The sequence below is a fragment of the Dolomitihabitans soli genome (assembly GCF_022213955.1).
Classification (GTDB): domain Bacteria; phylum Actinomycetota; class Actinomycetes; order Streptosporangiales; family Streptosporangiaceae; genus Streptosporangium_A; species Streptosporangium_A soli.
Window position 1 is genome coordinate 212,209 of sequence record NZ_JAKNTW010000001.1, and the last position, 18,133, is coordinate 230,341.

Genomic DNA, 18,133 nt, shown 5'->3' on the forward strand with positions numbered 1-18,133 from the left:
AACTTTCTTAAAAGAAACGTCCGTTAGCGGATCGTGACGAGAGGGGGGCCGATCCTTGTCCCGACGCCCGGGGACACCTCGGTTGCTGCGCCAGCTGAACGACCGTGCGGCACTGGAGCTCCTTATCGCAGACGGGCCGCTGACTCGCGCGGAACTCGGGGAGCGCACGGGGCTCTCAAAGGTTACGGCGGGTCAGCTGCTTTCGCGCCTCGAAGGGCGTGGCCTGGTCTCGCCCGTGGGAGAGCAGGCCGGGGGGCGAGGTCCCAACGCCGCCCTCTACGGAGTGGTGCCCTCCAGCGCGTTCGTGGCCGGACTGGAGGTGCTGCCCGACCGCGTGACCGCCGGGGTCGCCGACATCACCGGCCGGCAGATCGCCCAGGTCGCCGTCGATCCCAACGGGGACGACGATCCCGTCACGATCGTGCACAACGCCGTGCGACGCGTGTGCCAGACCGCCAGGGTGGCGATGTCGCAGCTCCGTGCCTGCGTGATCGGCACCAGGGGAGTGGTCGACCCGCGTTCCGGCGACGTCAGGTTCTCGTTCGACCTGCCGTCCTGGCACGAGGGGGTGCTGGCCGCTCTCAGCGCCGGACTCGGCCGTCCGGTGATCATCGAGAACGACGTGAACCTGGCGGTGATCGCCGAGCGCGCGTACGGCGCGGCACGCGCGGAATCCGATTTCGTGCTGGTCTGGGCCGGTATCGGCCAAGGACTCGGGGTGATGCTCGGCGACCGTCTCCACCGTGGCAGCACCGGCGGCGCGGGCGAGATCGGCTGGCTTCCGGTGCCGGGCGAGCCGCTCCCGGCCGATGTCACCGATCCGCAGTCGGGCTCCTTCCAGCGTCTGGTCGGCACCCAGGCCCTCGCCGCGCTCGCCGTCGCCCACGGTCTCCCGCCGGCTTCCCCGGCCGTCCAGATCTCCGTCGCGCTGTCCACGCTGTCAGGCGTCCGCTCCGCCGCCGCCCCCCGCCCGGTCGGCGCACCCGACTACGCGGGGTTCCTCGACGAGGTCGCCGCCCGGCTCGCCATCGGGGTCGCGGCGGTGTCCGTCGTGCTGGATCCCGGTCTGGTGGTGTTGTCCGGGGACATCGGCAAGGCGGGTGGCGCGATGCTGGCCGCGATGGTCGAGGAGGCGGTCGCCAGGATCTGCCCGAGCAGTCCGCACGTCACGGTCACCGAGGTCGCCGGCAACGCGATCCTGCGGGGGGCGCTGCGGGCGGCGCTGGAACTGGCGCGGGAGGAGGTCTTCGACAGCACCACGGACAACTGAGGGCGTGGCGATATATGTGAGAATAAGGCCTCATGCGCGATATCGTCCTCATCTCCGATCCCCGGGTGACCGGCATTCCTGTGGAGGAATCCGGGGATCCGATGCTCGACGTGCGAGGCCGGCTGCTGGTCGACGACCGGCTGGCCGATGACGACGGAGCCTACGCTCGGCTACGCGAAGGGCTCGTCAGCCGCCTGGTCGACGCCGAGCGGCAACTGCCGGACGGGTATCGGCTGCTGGTGGTCGAGGGGTATCGGCCGGTTGGGTTGCAGCGTCGGTACTTTGATGATTACAAGGACACACTTCGTGTGACATTTCCGGATATGTCGCCGGAGGAGTTGCATGTGGCGGCGAGTCGGTACGTGTCGCCGATCGAGGTGGCGCCGCACACGGCCGGGGCCGCCGTCGATCTGACCCTGTGCACCGACGACGGGGTCGAACTCGACATGGGCACCGCCGTCAACGCCAACCCCGAGGAGAGCGAGGGGGCCTGCTACACGGCGGCGCCCAACGTCCCCGCGCCGGCCCGGCGGCACCGCGACATCCTGGGCCGGGCGCTGACGTCCGCCGGCCTGGTCAACTACCCGACCGAATGGTGGCACTGGTCCTTCGGCGACCGCTACTGGGCGATGACCACCCAGGCGAAGGCCGCCGCCTACGGACCACTCACCGACTAGCCCGCCGTCCTCTCCACCTCCCTTCGCGAGCCGTACCCGCCCCGTTCCCTGCGCTTCTCACTGAGAGAGCCCCAGCTTCTCTCTGAGCGGCCCCCAGCTTTCTCCTGAGGCGGGCCCCAGCTTTCTCCCTGAGCGGCCCCCAGCCCGTACGGCAGGCCCAGCCGGCGCCACGCGCCGACGGTGGTCGCGGTCCGTGGGCACATGGCACTCCAGCGCGCGGGGCCGGTCGCCGCGACAAACTCGCCCGCCGGCCATGCCCTTCGGGCCAACCAGGGGGTGAACCCCCGCACCACACCTCTCGGCACAAGAACGGGACCTCTTCGCTGGGTGCCGGGCCGGGCGCCACTGTGCCCGGCTCGGCGTCGGCTACGTCGCATCGACGGCGCCCCCGCTCCCTGACCACTGGTCTTCGCGAGCGAGGACGCTGGTCTTGGCGAGCGAGGAGGCCCCCGGGATCGATCAACGTTCAGAGCTTTGGACGTTGATGACGGCAACGATGAGGGATTCCGTCCACCCGATCCGACGTGTTGGTCCCGGATCTCGCGGTCTGGCCTCGATGTGCGTGCTGGGGCCGTCTGCGAGAGGGCATCCCGAGGGCTGTTATCGGGTCGTGCAGACGGTTCCGTTGAGGGTGAATACGCCGGGTAGCACGTTTGGGCCGTTGTAGTTGCCGACGAAGCCGATCGTGGTCGACGCGCCGGTGGGGAGGGAGCTGTTCGCGGGGTCGTTGACGACCTTGACGTCGGAGCCGTTCTGCGTCCAGCCGGCGTTCCAGCCGCTGCCCAGGTTCTGCCATGTTCTGGGCCAGCTGAAGTTCAGGGTCCAGCCGTTGACGGGCGCGCCGTTGTTGGTGATGTCGATGGCGCCGACGTAGCCGCTCGCCCAGTCGGACTGAATGGTCAGCCGTACGGTGCAGGAGCTGGATGTGGGCGTGCCGGTGGTGAAGGTCAGCGGCTGTGAGGGCCACGAGGGGGCGCCGCCGCCGTCTCGGGCGATCACGTTGAGCGTGTAGCGGGTGCCGGGGTTGAGGTTGTTCAGCGTGAACGAGGTGCCGGTGGTCTCGCCGAGTTGCTCGCTGACGGCTCCGTTCTGGCGGTGGAGCTCGTACTTGACGGCCGGGCGCGCGCCGGGGGTGACGGCGGGCCAGGAGATCGTGGCGGTCTTGTCCGTCACGGCGGCGGCGGTCGGCTGTCCCGGTGTGGCCGGACGTCCGGTTTGGGGCGAGCTGGGGCGCAGGACGATCGTGGTCAGCGAGAGCGGCGGTAGCGTCTGGCTGGTCGCGCTCCCCGCGGTCGAGCTGGTGATGCTCGTGGCCCCGTTGGTGTGGGTCAGCACGGTGGGCGCCCCGGACGCCGGGCTGAAGCCGGAGTAGTCGATCGTGACGGGGTAGGACGCGTCGGACGACGTGTTGATCAGCAGGACGGCCAGATCGCCGTTGGGCCGGCGGGAGGCGTGCGCGGTGACCTTCGCCTGGTCGGTCGCGGCCCGGATGAACTGGTCGCCGGGGCGGGCGAACCTGCTCATCATCTGGAGCGCGTAGTAGGGCGCGAAGGGCGTGTTCAGCGGTGGTTCGCAGACGCTGCCGTCGGAGGTGCACGCCGCGCTCGACAGCAGGCCGAAGTCGCCGTAGTCGGTCTGTCCCTCGACCTGACTGACGGTGCCGATGCCGTTGCGGACGTTCCACCAGTCGACCGAGAACACCCCGCCTGCCAGCAGCGTCGCGTAGGCGTCGGCGGCGGCCAGCGCACCGGGCTGGGTGTTGGTGCCACCGTTGCTGGTCCCCGTGTTGAACTCGGTCATCGCGATGCCGATCCGCTCCGAGCCGGGCCCCGCGTACTTCGCGAGCTGCTCGCGGGTGAGATGGATCATGTCGGGGACGTGGACGGCCTTGTCGAGGGCGCCGGGGTACCAGTGCAGCATCACGAAGTCGATCTTCGATCCGGCGATCGACATGACGACCTTGTTCCAGGTTCCGTCGTCGCCGTCGGCGACTATGCCGTCGGGCCAGTTGGCCGGCGTGGTCAGCACCGCGCCGATCTTGATGGTGGGGTCGACCGCCTTCATCGCGTCGGCGTAGGCCACGACGTGGCGGGCGTACTCGGCCGGGCTCTTGTCAGCGTGGTCGTCCGCCTCCCAGACGGCGCCGTAGTGCCCGTTGCCGTAGTTCTCGTTGCCGATCTCCCAGTACTTGATGCCGTAGCGCTTGACGACGTTGGCCTGGCGCACCCAGGCCGCGGCCTCCTCGGCGGTTCCGGTGCCGTAGTTGGCGGTCACCATCGCCTGGGCTCCGGTACGGCGCACGCCACGCATGAAGGTGTCGAAATCGGTATTGGGCGCCACGTAGCCGCCGGGAGCGGTGTGGTCGGCCCAGTGATAGATGTCCGAGTACGAGCCGCCGGGATAGCGCAGCAGCTTCATGCCTCCGTCCTTGAGCAGGTCGGCGGTCTCGTCGCTGCCCAGGTGCGTATCCCAGATCGCATGATTGGTACCGATGCCGGTTTCGGGGACGGTGGCGAGCCCGGCTCGGGCGTTGACGGTCACCGCGACCGGCGCGACCTCCTCGGCGTGCGCCGTCGGGGCGCTCAGGACGGTCATTGTCAGCAGGACGGCTATCGCTGCTCGTAAGGGGTTTTTCGGCATCGGCGCACCTCACCATGGATAAGCGGTATTCACTCGACGCCTCCTCCTGACCAGAAGGCATCCTGATCATGTGGGGCGGCGCCATGCTCGTCAAGCAGCGATGAAACTTGCATGCGGATGGGCCGCCGCGCCCTGGTGGATGGGTCATCCGCGAATGGTCGTGACGGGGGCGGATGGCCATTTCCCGCTATCGCGTGATCGCAAAGGTGATGGTCGGGGAGACTGGGCGAGCGGGTGCCCGGCGCCGGGTTTGTTCGGGGTGCCCGGGTCAAGCAGTACACCCGTCCCCGCGCTTTCGCCGCAGAACTCCAAGCCCTCGGTCCGTTCGACTGGCGCGGTGCCGTATCTCAAAGGCTTGGCGATTTGATGAAGGCTGCTATTGCGCGGGGAGGATGTCACCGGCGTTGAATAATCGGCCTGTGGCCACGATCGATTCTGCGGGGCCGCCGGCCCTGTGGACCTCGCAAGCCGGCCAATCCGGCGACGTGCCTCCCGGCCGTGTTTCCAGATGATTACGCCTGGTTGCGGTCTTACGCCTCAGGACGGCTGAGACGGGCCCGGACCGGGAACAACGGTGATGAACCTCCCGTTTCGCCGGCGCCGAGAGGTAACGACCGATGATCGAGGCCCTTCCGCTGCTCGGAGTCGAAGAGGAATACCTGATCATTGATCCACTGTCCAGGCACGCCGTGCCCCGCGCCGCCGACGTTCTGCGCGCGGTGGCCCCGGGCCTCGGCGACGACGTGGCGCAGGAGATCACCCGGCTGCAGATCGAGGCGCGCACCGCGCCCTCCACCGACCTCGGCGAACTGGCCGTACGGCTGCGCTGGGCCCGCGAGCAGGTGGCGCTGGCAGCCCGGTCGTGCGGGCTGGCCGTGATCGCCAGCGCCATCCCCATACTCGGCCCCGTGGTACCGCCCCCGCTCAGCGACGGCGACCGCTACCGGCGCGGAGCCGTCATCTACGGCGCGCTGAACGACGAGATCAGCATCTGCGCGTTGCACGTGCACGTCGACGTCCCCGACCCGGAGCACGCCGTGTTCGTCGGGAACCACCTGCGCCCCTGGCTGCCCACCCTCATCGCGCTGACCGCCAACTCGCCGTACTTCGCCGGTCGCGACACCGGCTACGCCTCCTGGCGGGTGATCAGCTGGGGACGCTGGCCGGTCGCCGGCGCCCCGCCGTACTTCTCCTCCTACGCCGACTACCAGCAGACCCTCGCGGTGCTGGCGGACTCGGGCGCCCTGATGGACACGGGCACCGTCTTCTGGGACATCCGGCCCTCGCGGCATCTGCCGACCGTCGAGATCCGGGTGGCCGACGTGCCCCTCTCCATGGAGGACAGCCTGACCGTGATCGGCCTGATCCGGGGCCTCGTCGTCACCGCGCTCACCGCCATCGCGCACGGCGACCTCGGCCCGCCGATCCCCGGCGAGATCCTGCGCGCCGCCTACTGGCGGGCCGCCAGGGACGGCCTGCACGGCGACGGCCTCGACGTCCACCAGGGCACCCTCGTCCCCGCCTGGATCCTGGCCCACCGTCTCCTCGACCACATCCGCCCCGCCCTCGCCGAGATCGGCGACCTCCCCCTCCTCGAACAGGGCCTCGCCTGCCTCCTCACCCGAGGCTCGGGCGCCACCCGCCAACGCCACGCCTACGCCCGCCGCCACAGCCTCCCCGACGTCGTAGACGACCTGATCCATGCGACCATCGCCTGACCCGCCGCGGAGCGGCCGCTCCACGGCATCAGGATCGCCGCGTGCCTGCACGTGACCGCCGAGACCATGTACGGCAAGCCACCCACATCCCACGCGCCGTAGGCGGCTGCGGTCCGCGGGGTCCACGCTCCTCGCGTGTGCGTGCCCGGCCGCCGTGACGCCTGGCCCCTTGACGTGTGTTCTTCGGTCAACCCATGACGAACCGGCACCACCGCTCGCCATCACTGTCCGCGTGACGATCCCCTGAAGCCCCGCTCGTATGCGGGTGGGCCAGGTGGCGGTTCGTCGGCGAGGCTGTGGGCCGGGGCGTGTCCGAAGGTGAGGCTCGTGGGCCGGTCGCCCCGGGACTCATTCGCGCGAGGCCAGGGCGGGCGTTCCGATGGGGGCAGGCGGCGTCCGGGTGCCCGGATCGCTCAGCCCGGCCTCCGCCGGGTAGGCGCCTCCCAGAAGGTTCTGCCGTCCCCATGCGCCGAGCGGAGCCAACGACTCGTTGAGCGAGACGCCGAGCGCGGTCAGCGAGTATTCGACATGGGGCGGTATCTCGTCATACACCTCGCGATGCACGATGCCGTCCTCCTCCAGCTCCCGAAGCTGCGAGGCGAGCACCTTCTCCGTCACCCCCGGCACCAGCCTGCGCAGCTCGCCGAACCGGCACGGCCGCTCGTCGAGGGCCCAGAGGATCAGTACCTTCCACTTTCCGCCGATCACGTCGATCGCCGCGTCGATCCCGCAGTGGTACGCACCCGGCCGTCGTGCCGTCCTCATGTCCCGTCCTTCCCACCTGCTCACTGACCCCGGAGTAACCACCCACCTCAAAGTGCGTACTTGTTCCCCCCGGGGGTTCGCGACCAGCCTAATCAGCATGACCGACAGCATCGCTCAGTCCCGTCCGCTCACTCTCCTCGGGCTCGGTGCCATGGGCACCGCGCTCGCCCGTACCTGGCTCGCCGCCGGGCACCCGCTGACCGTGTGGAACCGCACCTCCGCCCGGGCCGACCCGCTCGCCGCCGAGGGCGCGACGGTCGCCGGGTCGGCAGCCGCGGCGGTGGCCGCGAACCGTCTCGTGGTGCTGTGTCTGCTCGACGACGCCTCGATCGGCGAGGCCCTGGCCGACGCCGATCTGACGGGCAAGGACCTGGTCAATCTCACGACCAGCACCCCGGGCCAGGCACGGGCCCGCGCCGAGTGGGCCGTCTCGCGCGGCGCCCGTTTCCTGGACGGCGGGATCATGGCGGTCCCGCCGATGATCGGCGTTCCGGGCGCGGGCGGCTACGTCTTCTACAGCGGCTCTCCGGACCTCTTCGACACCCATCAGCACACCCTGGCCGTGCCGGCCGGTGCGACCTACGTCGGCGAGGACGCGGGTTTCGCGGCCCTGCACGATGTGGCGTTGCTGAGCGCGATGAGCGGAATGTTCGCCGGCATGGCGCACGCCTTCGCACTAATCCGCAAGGAGGACATCTCGCCGAAGGACTTCGCCCCTCTGCTCGCCGGCTGGCTCAGCGCCATGTCCGCCTCCGCGCACACGGCCGCGGAACAACTCCAGAGCGGCGACTACACCAAGGACGTCGTCTCCAACCTCGCCATGCAGGTCGCGGGGAACGTGACACTCCTGCGCACCGCCGAGGAGCAGGGAGTCAGCCCCGAACTCCTGACTCCCTACCTGGACCTGATGGAGCGCCGCCTGGCCGACGGACACGGCGACGAGGACGGCACCGGAGTCATAGACCTGCTCCTCCACCGACCGGACTCGTCCAGGGCCTGACCGAGCGGCCCCGCCGCGGTCTCCTCCAAGCCCTCGCTCCGGCGCCCCAGGTCTTCCGTTGCCGCACGTGCACGATCGGGGTCGGGTGGGTTGCGGCGGGTGTTTCTGCTCTGGCGTCCGGCTGGGCACCGCGCTGCGCGTGGCCGTAGTTCGCGTGTCGTGCGGGCGGACCGTGTGGGGGTGTCAGGCGCGGATGCGGAGTCCTCGGGGAGTGGGATGGAAGCCGGCGGCCTCCAGGGTGGTGGCGAGCGGGGAGTCGTTGATCGCGGTGCCGTCGGCGCGCTCGACGGTGAGCTTGCCGAGGGCGCCGTCGCGGACGGCCAGGGCGAGGGCGTCCACGGCCGGCTGGACGTGGTCCTCGCCGGCGAAGGACAGCAGCGACTTCCCGCCACGTTCGACATACAGCGCCAGGTGGCCGTCGACGAGCACGACCAGCGCGCCCGCCTTCCGGCCGGGCCGGTGGGACCCCTCGCCCGGCTGGACCGGCCACGGGAGCGCCGCGCCGTACGGGTTGGCGGGATCGGCCGAGGCGAGGACCACCGCTCGCCGCGCCCGCCTTTCGCCGCCTTCGGCCTCCCACGGCTGCTTTCCGCCGCCCTCCCAGGCTCGGCCGCCGTCTGCGGACGCGCCGGTGGGGGTCGCCGCAGGCGAGGGTGCCAGGGCGCGCATCCGGTCGACGGCGCCGGCGAGAGCGAACTGGGCGCCGCCGAGCCCTTCGACGAAGTAACCCCGGCGGCACCGGCCGCTCTCCTCGAACGCACGCAGCACCCGGTAGACGGCTGCGAAGCCGCCGGGCAGCCGCTCGCTGCTCACCGCGCCCCGGGTGATCACGCCGTGCCGTTCGAGCAGGACCTCGGCCTGGGCGTGCGCGCGCTGGGTGGCCTCGGCGGCGGGCTCGGGCAGCAGCCACCACCGCCCGCTGACCGTCGGCGGGCCGCTGCGGGTCGGCAGTACGGCCCGCCGCCTGCGGGTCGACGCGGGACGGTGCGCGGGCCGCCCGGTGCCGAGGGTCGCCCGCAACGGAGCCATCGTGTCACCGGTGATCCTCCCGGCCCACACCAGATCCCACAGGGCGGCCGTCAGCGCCGCATCGTCAGGCACCCCGGCTCCGGCCGGCCGTCTCGCGCCCGGATCACCCGGCGCCGCCGGCTCCCCGGCGGAGATCGCTTCGTCCTGCCCCCGCCGTGCGGACGCCGTCGCCTCGTCGCGGATGGCGGCGGCGGTGAGCCGGTTCGCGAGCTCGCGGAAGAACAGGGCGCCGCCGCCGTCGAGCTGGTCGAGCACCTGCTCGTGCAGCGGCGTCATGGTGATCTCGACGGGGTCGGGCAGCAGCAGCGGGGCCGTGTCGGCGAAGTAGAGGGCCACCCAGCCGTCGCCGCCGGGCAGCGAGCCCTGCCCGGCCCAGATCACCTCACCGGAGGCGGTGAGCTCGTCGAGCAGGGCGGGAGAGTAGCCGGGCACGCGCGAGGGCAGCACCAGGGTCTCCAGGGCGGAGGCGGGCACCGCCGCGCCCTGGAGCTGCTCGATCGCGCCGACCAGCGCGTCCATCGCCCGCCCCGGTGCGGTCGCGCCACTCCGGGAGGAGCCGCCGGGGGAGCCGGTGATGTTGTGCCAGGCGGGGGCGAAGGCGGCGAGGGTCTCGGGCGGGACCGGCTCGACCTCCTTGCGCAGCCGTGCCAGCGACCTGCGGCGAAGGAGCCGCAGCACGCCCGAGTCGCACCACTCCTCGCCCCGTCCGCCCGGCCGGAACTCCCCGCTCACCACCCGCCCGGAGGCCGCCAGCCGGTGCAGGCCGTCGGACACCACGGCGACGCCGAGGCCGAACCTGGCGGCGGCCGTGCTCGCCGGGAAGGGGCCGCGGGTGCGGGCGTGCCGGGCGATCAGGTCGCCCAGCGGGTCGGCCACCGGTTCGAGGAACGCGACCGGCACCCCGACGGGGAGCGGCGCGCCCAGCGCGTCACGCAGCCGGCCGGCGTCCTCGATCGCGGCCCATTGCTCCTCGCCCGCCACCCGGACCCGGATGGCCCGCCTGGCCCGCTCCAGCTCGTCCAGCCAGGCCGGATCGCCCTCGCGGACGCTCACGTCGACGGCCGGCAGCGGCCCGTGCGAACGCAGCAGGTCGGCCAGCGCCTCCACGTCGCGCAGCGGCCGGTCGAGCCTGGCCAGCTCCTGCTCGGTGTCGGCGATCACGTCGGGGTCGAGCAACTCCCGCAGGTCGGCCTGGCCGAGCAGTTCGGCCAGCAGGCTCGTGTCCAGCGCGAGGGCCTGCGCCCGGCGCTCGGCGAGCGGCGCGTCGCCCTCGTACATGAACGCGCCGATGTAGTGGAACAGCAGCGACGCGGCGAACGGCGAGGCCTGCGAGGTCTCCACCTCGACCACCCGCACCCGGCGGGCGGCGATGTCGCGCATCAGCCGCACCAGGCCGGGCACGTCGAAGACGTCCTGCAGGCACTCGCGCATCGTCTCCAGCACGACGGGGAACGAGCCGTAGGCGCTGGCCACGCCCAGCAGGTGGGTGGCCCGCTGCCGCTGCTGCCACAACGGGGTCCGCTTGCCAGGAGTGCGCCGGGGCAGCAGCAGCGACCTGCCCGCGCACTCGCGGAACCTGGCGGCGAACAGCGCCGAGCCGCCCAGCTCCTCCACCACGATCTGCTCGATCTCCTCCGCGTCGAACGTCGCCACGTCGGACGGGGCGCCCTCGAAGGTGTCGGGGATGCGCAGCACGATGCCGTCGTCGGAGTGGACCGCCTGCACGTCGGTGCCGTACCGCTCGCGAAGGCGCCGCCCGATCGCCAGCGCCCACGGCGCGTGTACCCGCGCGCCGTACGGCGAGTGCACCACGACCCGCCAGTCGCCCAGCTCGTCGTGGAAACGCTCCACCAGCAGGGTGCGGTCGTCGGGCACGTAACCGGTGGCTTCGCGCTGCTCCGCCAGGTACGCGGTCAGGTTGCCCACCGCGTAGTCGTCCAGCCCGGCGGCGCGCAGCCGCTCCTCGCCGCCGCCGCGGGACAGCTCGCGCAGGAACGACCCGATGGCCCTGCCCAGCTCGGCCGGTCTACCGAGGGCATCGCCGTGCCAGAAGGGCAGTTTGCCCGGTTGGCCGGGGGCGGGGGACACCAGCACCCTGTCGGCGGAGATGTCCTCGATCCGCCAGGAGGTCGCACCGAGCACGAACACGTCGCCGACCCGCGACTCGTAGACCATCTCCTCGTCGAGCTCGCCGACCCGGGACGCCTTCTCCCCGACGAGGAAGACCCCGAACAGGCCGCGGTCGGGGATCGTGCCGCCGTTGGTGACGGCCAGCCGCTGCGCCCCGGGACGCCCGCGCAGCGTGCCCGTCACCCGATCCCACACGATGCGCGGCCGCAGCTCGGCGAACTCCTCGCTCGGGTACCGCCCCGCCAGCATGTCGAGGGTCGCCTCCAGCGCGGAGCGGGGCAGCGTGGCGTACGGCGCGGCGCGGCGCACCACGGTCTCCAGGTCGTCGACCGTCCACTCCTCCAGCGCGGTCATCGCCACGATCTGCTGGGCGAGCACGTCGAGCGGGTTGCGCGGATAGCGCAGCTCCTCGATCTCGCCCGTCTTCATCCGCTCGGCCACGACGGCCGTCTGGATCAGGTCGCCCCGGTACTTCGGGAAGATCACGCCATGGGACACCGCGCCGACCTGGTGCCCGGCCCGGCCGATCCGCTGCAGGCCGCTCGCCACGCTCGGCGGCGCCTCGACGCACGCCACCATCTCCACGGCGCCCATGTCGATGCCCAGCTCCAGGCTGGAGGTCGCGACCACGGCGGGCAGCCGCCCGGACTTCAGCGCCTCCTCGATCTGGGCCCGTTCCTGTTTCGACACCGACCCGTGGTGGGCGCGCACCACCTCGGGCACCCCGCCCTTGCTCGCGCCCGCCTGGGCCATCATCTCGGCGGGCACGCCCTCGTCGGCCGTCCCTCCGGCGCGCTCGTAGGCGAGCTCGTTGAGCCGGGTGCACAGCCGTTCGGCGAGCCGCCGGGAGTTGGCGAACACGATCGTCGATCGGTGCGCGCCGATCAGGTCGAGCAGCCGCTCCTCGACGTGCGGCCAGATGGAGCGGCGGGTGGACTCCGGCCGCCACGGCTCGGCGTCGTCGGGCCCGGCCTGGCGCGGCTGGGCGTCGAGCTCGGTCATGTCCTCGATCGGGACGACGACGTCGACCTCGATCACCTTGTCGGACGGCGGCTGCACCACCGTGGCCGGGCGGGCGCCGCCGAGGAACCGGGCCACCTCGCTCACCGGCCGGACCGTCGCCGACAGCCCGATCCGTTGCGCGGGACGCTCCAGCAGGGCGTCGAGCCGCTCCAGGCTGAGCGCCAGATGAGCGCCGCGCTTCGTCGCCGCCACCGCGTGCACCTCATCGATGATCACGGTCTGCACGCTCGCCAGGGCCTCGCGGGCCCGGCTGGTCAGCAGCAGGAACAACGACTCGGGCGTGGTGATCAGGATGTCGGACGGCTTGGCGGCGAACCGCCGCCGATCCTCGGCCGGGGTGTCGCCGGAGCGGATCGCCACCGAGATCTCCGGCGCGGGCAGCCCGAGCCGCCGCGCCGTCTGCTTCAGCCCGGTCAGCGGCGTGCGCAGGTTGCGCTCCACGTCGACCGCCAGCGCCTTGAGAGGGGAGACGTAGAGGACGCGGCAGCCGCGCGGCCGGTCGGCCTCCGCGGCCAGCCGGTCGAGCGACCACAGGAACGCCGCCAGCGTCTTGCCCGACCCGGTGGGCGCCACCACCAGGGTGTTGTCGCCGCGCGCGATCGACGCCCACGCCCCCTGCTGCGCGGCGGTCGGCGCGGCGAAGGCACCGGTGAACCAGGTCCTGGTCATGTCGGTGAAGTGGTCGAGCGCGTCCATGGCCCAATGATGCAACGCGCCACCGACAGAACGGTCCGGCCCCCCAGCAGCAGAATGTTTCCCGGATGCGAGGTTGACGCGCACATCGACGGACATAGTGCTCTGGTATGAGCATCGACCACGCTGCCATAGCGGCATCGCGCGACCGCATCAGGGCGGCGCACCTGAGCGAGCACCGCCCGGCCAGCAGCGCGCGCGGCCTGCACCACTTCGCGCTGATCTCCTCCGACGTCGAGCGGACCATCGCCTTCTACCAGGACCTCCTGGAATTCCCCCTCACCGAGATCTTCGAGAACCGTGACTACCGGGGCTCCAGCCACTTCTTCTTCGACATCGGCAACGGCAACCTGCTCGCCTTCTTCGACTTCCCGGGGCTCGACCTGGGGCCCTACCAGGAGGTGGTCGGCGGGCTCCACCACATCGCGATCTCGGTCGACCCGGTCGCCTGGGAGCGCCTGCGCGGCAAGCTGGAGGCCGCGGGCGTGGCCCACCAGATCGAGAGCGGCGCCTCGATCTACTTCCGGGACCCCGACGGGGCACGCCTCGAACTGCTCGCCGACCCCCTCGGCGACATGTACGGCGCGCGGGTGCTGTGACGCTCCCGGCGGCGGGCCTGCCTCGCTTCCCCTGACCGCCCCGCCCGGGCGCCGGCGAGGCGCCCGGGCCCGGCCTCCGCCCCTCTCCGCCGGGGACATCCTGAGCGTGCGTGCCGATATGCGACTCGGCGTGGATCGCCATGGCTAGCGGCGCCGAGCGGGAGCCGGAGACCGGTCAGGGCGGTGCCGCACGGGAAGGGTCCGCTCGCGCGCCGCCGTACGCGATGCCGGTGTCCGGGGCCGGGGCGGTGGCCGATCCACCTGGTGACCGGTCCCATACTTGAGTGATGCGCCTGTCCGAGTTCTGGTACCGGATGAACCTCCACTTCGGTGCGGGGTATGCCGAGTCATGGGCCCATGACTACGTCCTCGCCGAGCTGGGCGGGCGCACGGTCACCCAGGCTCTCGGGGATGGCGTGGCGGCCAAGACCGTCTGGCGGGCCGTGTGCGGAGCCACCGATGTCGACTCGAAACTGCGCTAGCCAGACGATCAACCTGAAGGCGGTCCAGTTGACGCGATCAGGGCCCCGCTGACAGCAGTTTCTCCACCAGCTTGGCGGTCTGCGCGATGTCGTCCGCGCTCTCCTGGCCGTCGGGCGACCACATGAAGAGCCAGCCGTTCCCGGACGGCGTGGCGAAGACGATCGTCTGTTTTCCGGTGCGGGGATGCCAGATCCACAACACGGGATCGTCGTTCCCGAGCATCCGGCCGGCCAGCCCCCGGTCGGGGAGCCGCGCGGCGAGCGCTTCCAGATGGACACGGCGTTGTTCGGTGAACGTGCTTGTCACGTGGGCACCCCAAGGTCGTCTCCCCTCAGGATCACCCCAGGTCAACGTGGTTACAACAGTCCAAGCGGAATGCCCGGGAATGTCGCCTCCAGGATGGGGTGCTGGTGAGCTGGTGGTGCGCGTGTTCCAGAAGCGATCGAACAGCCGTTCGGCTATATTGGTGGCACCGACTTCGGCGCCTGCCGGAAATTGTCGGTGGCACCGCGTAGCTTTCACGCGACGGAAACGACAGACCCACGACACCCTCCCAGGGGGCATCCATGGCAGCCAACGACCGCGAGAAGGCCCTTGAAACGGCACTCGCACAGATCGAGCGCCAGTTCGGCAAGGGCTCGGTCATGCGTCTCGGAGACGAGGCGCGTGCCCCCATCGAGGTGATCCCGACCGGCTCCATCGCGCTCGACGTGGCCCTCGGCATCGGCGGTTTCCCCCGAGGCCGGATCGTCGAGATCTACGGTCCGGAGTCCTCGGGCAAGACCACCGTCGCGCTCCACGCGGTGGCGAGCGCGCAGAAGGCGGGCGGCATCGCCGCGTTCATCGACGCGGAGCACGCCCTCGACCCCGAATACGCGCAGAAACTCGGTGTCGACACCGACGCCCTGCTGGTCTCCCAGCCCGACACCGGAGAGCAGGCGCTGGAGATCGCCGACATGCTGATCCGCTCGGGCGCGGTCGACATCATCGTCATCGACTCGGTGGCCGCCCTGGTCCCCAAGGCCGAGATCGAGGGCGAGATGGGCGACAGCCACGTCGGCCTCCAGGCCCGGCTGATGTCCCAGGCCCTGCGCAAGGTCGCCGGCGCGCTCAGCAACACCGGCACCACCGCGATCTTCATCAACCAGCTGCGCGAGAAGATCGGCGTCATGTTCGGATCGCCGGAGACCACGACGGGCGGCAAGGCGCTGAAGTTCTACGCGTCGGTGCGACTCGACGTGCGGCGCATCGAGACCCTCAAGGACGGCACCGAGCCGGTCGGCAACCGCACCCGGGTCAAGGTCGTGAAGAACAAGGTCGCCCCGCCCTTCCGGCAGGCCGATTTCGACATCCTGTACGGCTTCGGCATCTCCCGCGAAGGCGGGCTCATCGACATGGGCGTCGAGCACGGCTTCGTGCGCAAGGCCGGCGCCTGGTACACCTACGAGGGCGAGCAGCTCGGACAGGGCAAGGAGAACGCGCGTACCTTCCTGAAGAGCCACCCCGACATCTCCAACGAGGTCGAGAAGAAGATCAAGGAGAAGCTGGGGATCGGCCCGCGCGTCGACCTGCCCGCCGACGCCGCCTCATCCTCATCCTCATCCGCCCCGGCCGCCGCTCCCGCGGCTTCGGCCCCGCCGGCCAAGGCGGCTCCGGCCGCCCGGGCGAGCAAGGCGGCCACGCCCAAGCCCGGTGACGTCTGATCGGTAGCGACCGATGATGGCGACTGATCCCCGTGGCCCGTCCGACGAGATCGGGCCACGGGACTGGGGAGCCTGGCCGGAGGCCCACCCGGACGGCTCGCGCGCACCCGGCGACCCCCGGGAGAGAGCGCGGGGCTCGAAGCGGCGCGGTTCGCCGCGGGACCCGGATGGTCCGATGAACCCGGATGGTTCGCTGGACCTGGATGGTTCGCGGGACCTGGATGGTTCGCTGGACCTGGATGGTCCGCTGGACCTGGATGGTCCGCTGGATCCGGATGGTCCGATGGATGCGGCGGAGCGACCGGGGACGGGACGGCGTCGCGGTGCGGGGCGGTCACGGCGCGGGCGGGGGGAACGGCGGTCCCGGGGGACAGGAGACGGTGACGGGTTCCTGCCCGACGGGCCGGTTCCCGGCTCTCCGGCCGACCGGGCGCCGGCTGCCGATCCTGAGGCGGTGGCGCGGGGGATCTGCCTGCGGTTGCTGACTCTGGCGCCACGCACACGGGCTCAACTCGCGGAGGCGCTGCGCAAGCGGGAGGTGCCCGAGGAGGCCGCCGAGGCGGTGCTCGCCCGGTTCTCGGCCGTGGGGCTGATCGACGACGAGGCGTTCGCCGCGGCGTGGGTGAGTTCCCGGCACGCCGGGCGCGGTCTGGCACGCAGGGCGCTGGCGGCGGAGCTGCGTCACCGTGGCGTCGACAACGACACCGTGCGTGAAGCGGTGGATCGCCTCGACCCCGACCAGGAGGCCGATACGGCCAGGCAGCTCGTCGCCCGCAAACTCCGCTCGACCCGCGACCTGGATCCCGCGGTCCGCACCCGTCGGCTGGCGGGCATGCTCGCCAGAAAGGGCTACTCGGCCGGCCTGGCCTTCCGGGTGATCAGAGAGGCGCTGGAAGCCGAGGGCATCGATGCGGCCGATCTACCTGAAGATCCACTCAGCTGACGAATCGAAGTCCGGCCTCTCCCGCCCTGGACGTGTGATCCCTCTCCATCCCTGGACGTGTGATCCCTCTCCCGCCGACGCGATAGTCGACCCGCTCGACTACCGCGCCCGCTCGGCTGTGGCGTGCGGCATCAATCCGGCTCGAACGCCACCGCGCCATCGCTACCAGATACGGCGAATTCGCTGTTCGTTACGAAGCCGCCATCAACGTGGCAGCTGCCAACGACCGGCCCACCCGCCTTTGGAACACGCCTAGGGCCTTTGGAGCTTGATCAGCAGAGCCGGGTGGTCGGTGTGAGCCATCGGAATGACGGTCTTGGACACGAAGTTGACGTTGGCCGCGAACACGTGCTGCACGTCGCCGTCCCCCTTGCGGAAGAATCTGTCCGGCACGCAGTCCTGGACGTCGTACTGCCCATACACCCCGTACTTGAGGTTGAAGTCACCCGCGACCACCGTCGCCTTGCCTTCCTGTTCGCCGTCGCGGCTTGCGATGAGGCCGAGTTCCTCGCACTGGTGGAAGGCGACCCCCGGCGAATCCGACGACAGGTGCGTCACGCAGACCATTTTGCTGGTCCAGTCGACGCACAGGCGTACCCGGCGTTCGTCCGTCTTGTCCTGGAGCTCGTACGGCCCGCCGAAACTCACCGACCCAGGACCCTTGATGATCATCCCGATGCCGTAACGCTCGCCGTTGGTGCAGGTGACGAACCCGCCATCCTTGTGCGGAGCCGCCCTGAAGTCCGAGGCCTCGTAGGAGGCGGGAATGCCAGCCCTGATCCTGTTGAGGTCTCCTTCGCAGATCTCGTTGAGCGTGACGAACTGGGGAAGGTTCTCGTTGATGCGCACCTGCGCCTCGTAGATGGCGCTACCGCCCTTGTAGCAGTGGGTGGCCTTGCCGCTGTTGCACAGATTCATCTGCAGGACATCCATGGGCGTCGCCGCATGCGCGGTCGCGCTGAACGCGAGCGGCGACACGAGGAGTGCCAGAGCCGCCAGAGCGCGTAAGAAGACTGTTCTGAGCACGTTCATTCCCTTCGGTGGCCTGTGGTCTGCCGAAGGTAAAAGAGTCCGCTTTCGATTCGCTTTGGGGCGGAATGTGGGGCCTTACCGGATCTTGCCGGCGCGATCGGCTGATCACCCGGATACGGACTGAGCCGGGCGGCATGGCGAATGCCCCGGCGTACGGCTCGCGCCGGGGCGGGGCGCTCGTGGTGACGCTTCAGCGGCGGTACGGCGGTACGGCGGTACGGCGGTACGGCGGTACGGTGGGCAGGTGGCGAGGTGACGTTGGTGCACGCCCTGGCCATGCGGATCCGACGCCAGGCGGTAGTCCGGCGGATGCCCGAGTGCGAAGCGTGGGTGGTCCGGCGGATGCCCGAGTGCGAAGCGTGTGGCGCGGCCGGGAGGGCCGGATGCCGTTGCCGTCGTCGAATGGGCCGGAAGCGCTGGCGTTTAGG

At 70.9% G+C, this 18,133-nt stretch carries 13 protein-coding genes; 8 read left to right on the forward strand and 5 right to left on the reverse strand.

Annotated features, from left to right (window positions below; genetic code table 11):
• Positions 1-55 precede the first annotated feature (55 nt).
• Both MBA17_RS00945 and MBA17_RS00950 read left to right on the forward strand, forming a co-directional pair.
• Positions 56-1,270 carry an ROK family transcriptional regulator gene (locus MBA17_RS00945; RefSeq protein WP_238494269.1) on the forward strand — a complete coding sequence of 405 codons (1,215 nt, stop codon included), beginning with the start codon at positions 56-58 and terminating at the stop codon, positions 1,268-1,270.
• A gap of 32 nt (positions 1,271-1,302) precedes the next feature.
• A complete protein-coding gene (locus MBA17_RS00950) occupies positions 1,303-1,947 on the forward strand; it encodes a M15 family metallopeptidase (protein ID WP_238494270.1) in 645 nt (214 codons plus the stop codon).
• 600 nt (positions 1,948-2,547) lie between these two features.
• On the opposite strand, the gene MBA17_RS00955 is transcribed toward MBA17_RS00950, so the two are convergent.
• Positions 2,548-4,587: a cellulose binding domain-containing protein gene (locus MBA17_RS00955; protein WP_238494271.1), complete on the reverse strand. Its 2,040-nt coding sequence runs from the start codon at positions 4,585-4,587 to the stop codon at positions 2,548-2,550.
• 617 nt (positions 4,588-5,204) lie between these two features.
• Here MBA17_RS00955 and MBA17_RS00960 point away from each other — a divergent pair.
• On the forward strand, positions 5,205-6,305 hold the full coding sequence (locus MBA17_RS00960) for a carboxylate-amine ligase (protein ID WP_238494272.1): 1,101 nt from the start codon (positions 5,205-5,207) through the stop codon (positions 6,303-6,305).
• A gap of 348 nt (positions 6,306-6,653) precedes the next feature.
• Here MBA17_RS00960 and MBA17_RS00965 read toward each other — a convergent pair whose 3' ends face one another.
• A complete protein-coding gene (locus tag MBA17_RS00965; protein ID WP_238494273.1) occupies positions 6,654-7,070 on the reverse strand; it encodes a winged helix-turn-helix transcriptional regulator in 417 nt (138 codons plus the stop codon).
• Positions 7,071-7,167: 97 nt separating this feature from the next.
• On the opposite strand from MBA17_RS00965, the gene MBA17_RS00970 reads away from it, so the two are divergent.
• The gene (locus MBA17_RS00970; protein WP_238494274.1) at positions 7,168-8,070 is read left to right on the forward strand and encodes an NAD(P)-dependent oxidoreductase; all 903 of its coding nucleotides are present in this window, start codon (positions 7,168-7,170) and stop codon (positions 8,068-8,070) included.
• 183 nt (positions 8,071-8,253) lie between these two features.
• On the opposite strand, the gene MBA17_RS00975 is transcribed toward MBA17_RS00970, so the two are convergent.
• Positions 8,254-12,948 (reverse strand): ATP-dependent helicase, encoded by a 4,695-nt coding sequence (locus MBA17_RS00975; RefSeq protein ID WP_238494275.1) that lies wholly within the window; start codon positions 12,946-12,948, stop codon positions 8,254-8,256.
• A 107-nt stretch (positions 12,949-13,055) separates the two neighbouring features.
• Here MBA17_RS00975 and MBA17_RS00980 point away from each other — a divergent pair, with 107 nt between their 5' ends.
• Positions 13,056-13,544 (forward strand): VOC family protein, encoded by a 489-nt coding sequence (locus MBA17_RS00980; RefSeq protein ID WP_238494276.1) that lies wholly within the window; start codon positions 13,056-13,058, stop codon positions 13,542-13,544.
• 287 nt (positions 13,545-13,831) lie between these two features.
• Entirely contained in the window at positions 13,832-14,026 is a 195-nt protein-coding gene (locus MBA17_RS00985) for a DUF3046 domain-containing protein (protein ID WP_238494277.1), read from the forward strand.
• Between the two features lie 37 nt (positions 14,027-14,063).
• Here MBA17_RS00985 and MBA17_RS00990 read toward each other — a convergent pair whose 3' ends face one another.
• Positions 14,064-14,333 carry a hypothetical protein gene (locus tag MBA17_RS00990; RefSeq protein ID WP_238494278.1) on the reverse strand — a complete coding sequence of 90 codons (270 nt, stop codon included), beginning with the start codon at positions 14,331-14,333 and terminating at the stop codon, positions 14,064-14,066.
• Between the two features lie 260 nt (positions 14,334-14,593).
• Here MBA17_RS00990 and recA point away from each other — a divergent pair, with 260 nt between their 5' ends.
• Both recA and recX read left to right on the forward strand, forming a co-directional pair.
• Positions 14,594-15,730: a recombinase RecA gene (gene recA, locus MBA17_RS00995; protein WP_238494279.1), complete on the forward strand. Its 1,137-nt coding sequence runs from the start codon at positions 14,594-14,596 to the stop codon at positions 15,728-15,730.
• Positions 15,731-16,013: 283 nt separating this feature from the next.
• A complete protein-coding gene (gene recX, locus MBA17_RS01000) occupies positions 16,014-16,673 on the forward strand; it encodes a recombination regulator RecX (protein ID WP_238495010.1) in 660 nt (219 codons plus the stop codon).
• A 252-nt stretch (positions 16,674-16,925) separates the two neighbouring features.
• Here the strand turns inward: recX and MBA17_RS01005 are convergent, their stop codons facing one another.
• Positions 16,926-17,699 (reverse strand): endonuclease/exonuclease/phosphatase family protein, encoded by a 774-nt coding sequence (locus MBA17_RS01005; protein WP_238494280.1) that lies wholly within the window; start codon positions 17,697-17,699, stop codon positions 16,926-16,928.
• Positions 17,700-18,133: the final 434 nt, after the last annotated feature.

Bases quoted from the DNA above. Each gene is read 5' to 3' on its own strand.
- MBA17_RS00975 (WP_238494275.1), bottom strand. From the start codon at position 12,948: ATGGACGCGCTCGACCACTTCACCGACATGACCAGGACCTGGTTCACC.
- MBA17_RS00970 (WP_238494274.1), top strand. From the start codon at position 7,168: ATGACCGACAGCATCGCTCAGTCCCGTCCGCTCACTCTCCTCGGGCTC.
- MBA17_RS00985 (WP_238494277.1), top strand. From the start codon at position 13,832: ATGCGCCTGTCCGAGTTCTGGTACCGGATGAACCTCCACTTCGGTGCG.
- MBA17_RS00955 (WP_238494271.1), bottom strand. From the start codon at position 4,587: ATGCCGAAAAACCCCTTACGAGCAGCGATAGCCGTCCTGCTGACAATG.
- MBA17_RS00960 (WP_238494272.1), top strand. From the start codon at position 5,205: ATGATCGAGGCCCTTCCGCTGCTCGGAGTCGAAGAGGAATACCTGATC.
- MBA17_RS00950 (WP_238494270.1), top strand. From the start codon at position 1,303: ATGCGCGATATCGTCCTCATCTCCGATCCCCGGGTGACCGGCATTCCT.
- MBA17_RS00980 (WP_238494276.1), top strand. From the start codon at position 13,056: ATGAGCATCGACCACGCTGCCATAGCGGCATCGCGCGACCGCATCAGG.
- MBA17_RS00965 (WP_238494273.1), bottom strand. From the start codon at position 7,070: ATGAGGACGGCACGACGGCCGGGTGCGTACCACTGCGGGATCGACGCG.
- recA (WP_238494279.1), top strand. From the start codon at position 14,594: ATGGCAGCCAACGACCGCGAGAAGGCCCTTGAAACGGCACTCGCACAG.
- recX (WP_238495010.1), top strand. From the start codon at position 16,014: ATGGATGCGGCGGAGCGACCGGGGACGGGACGGCGTCGCGGTGCGGGG.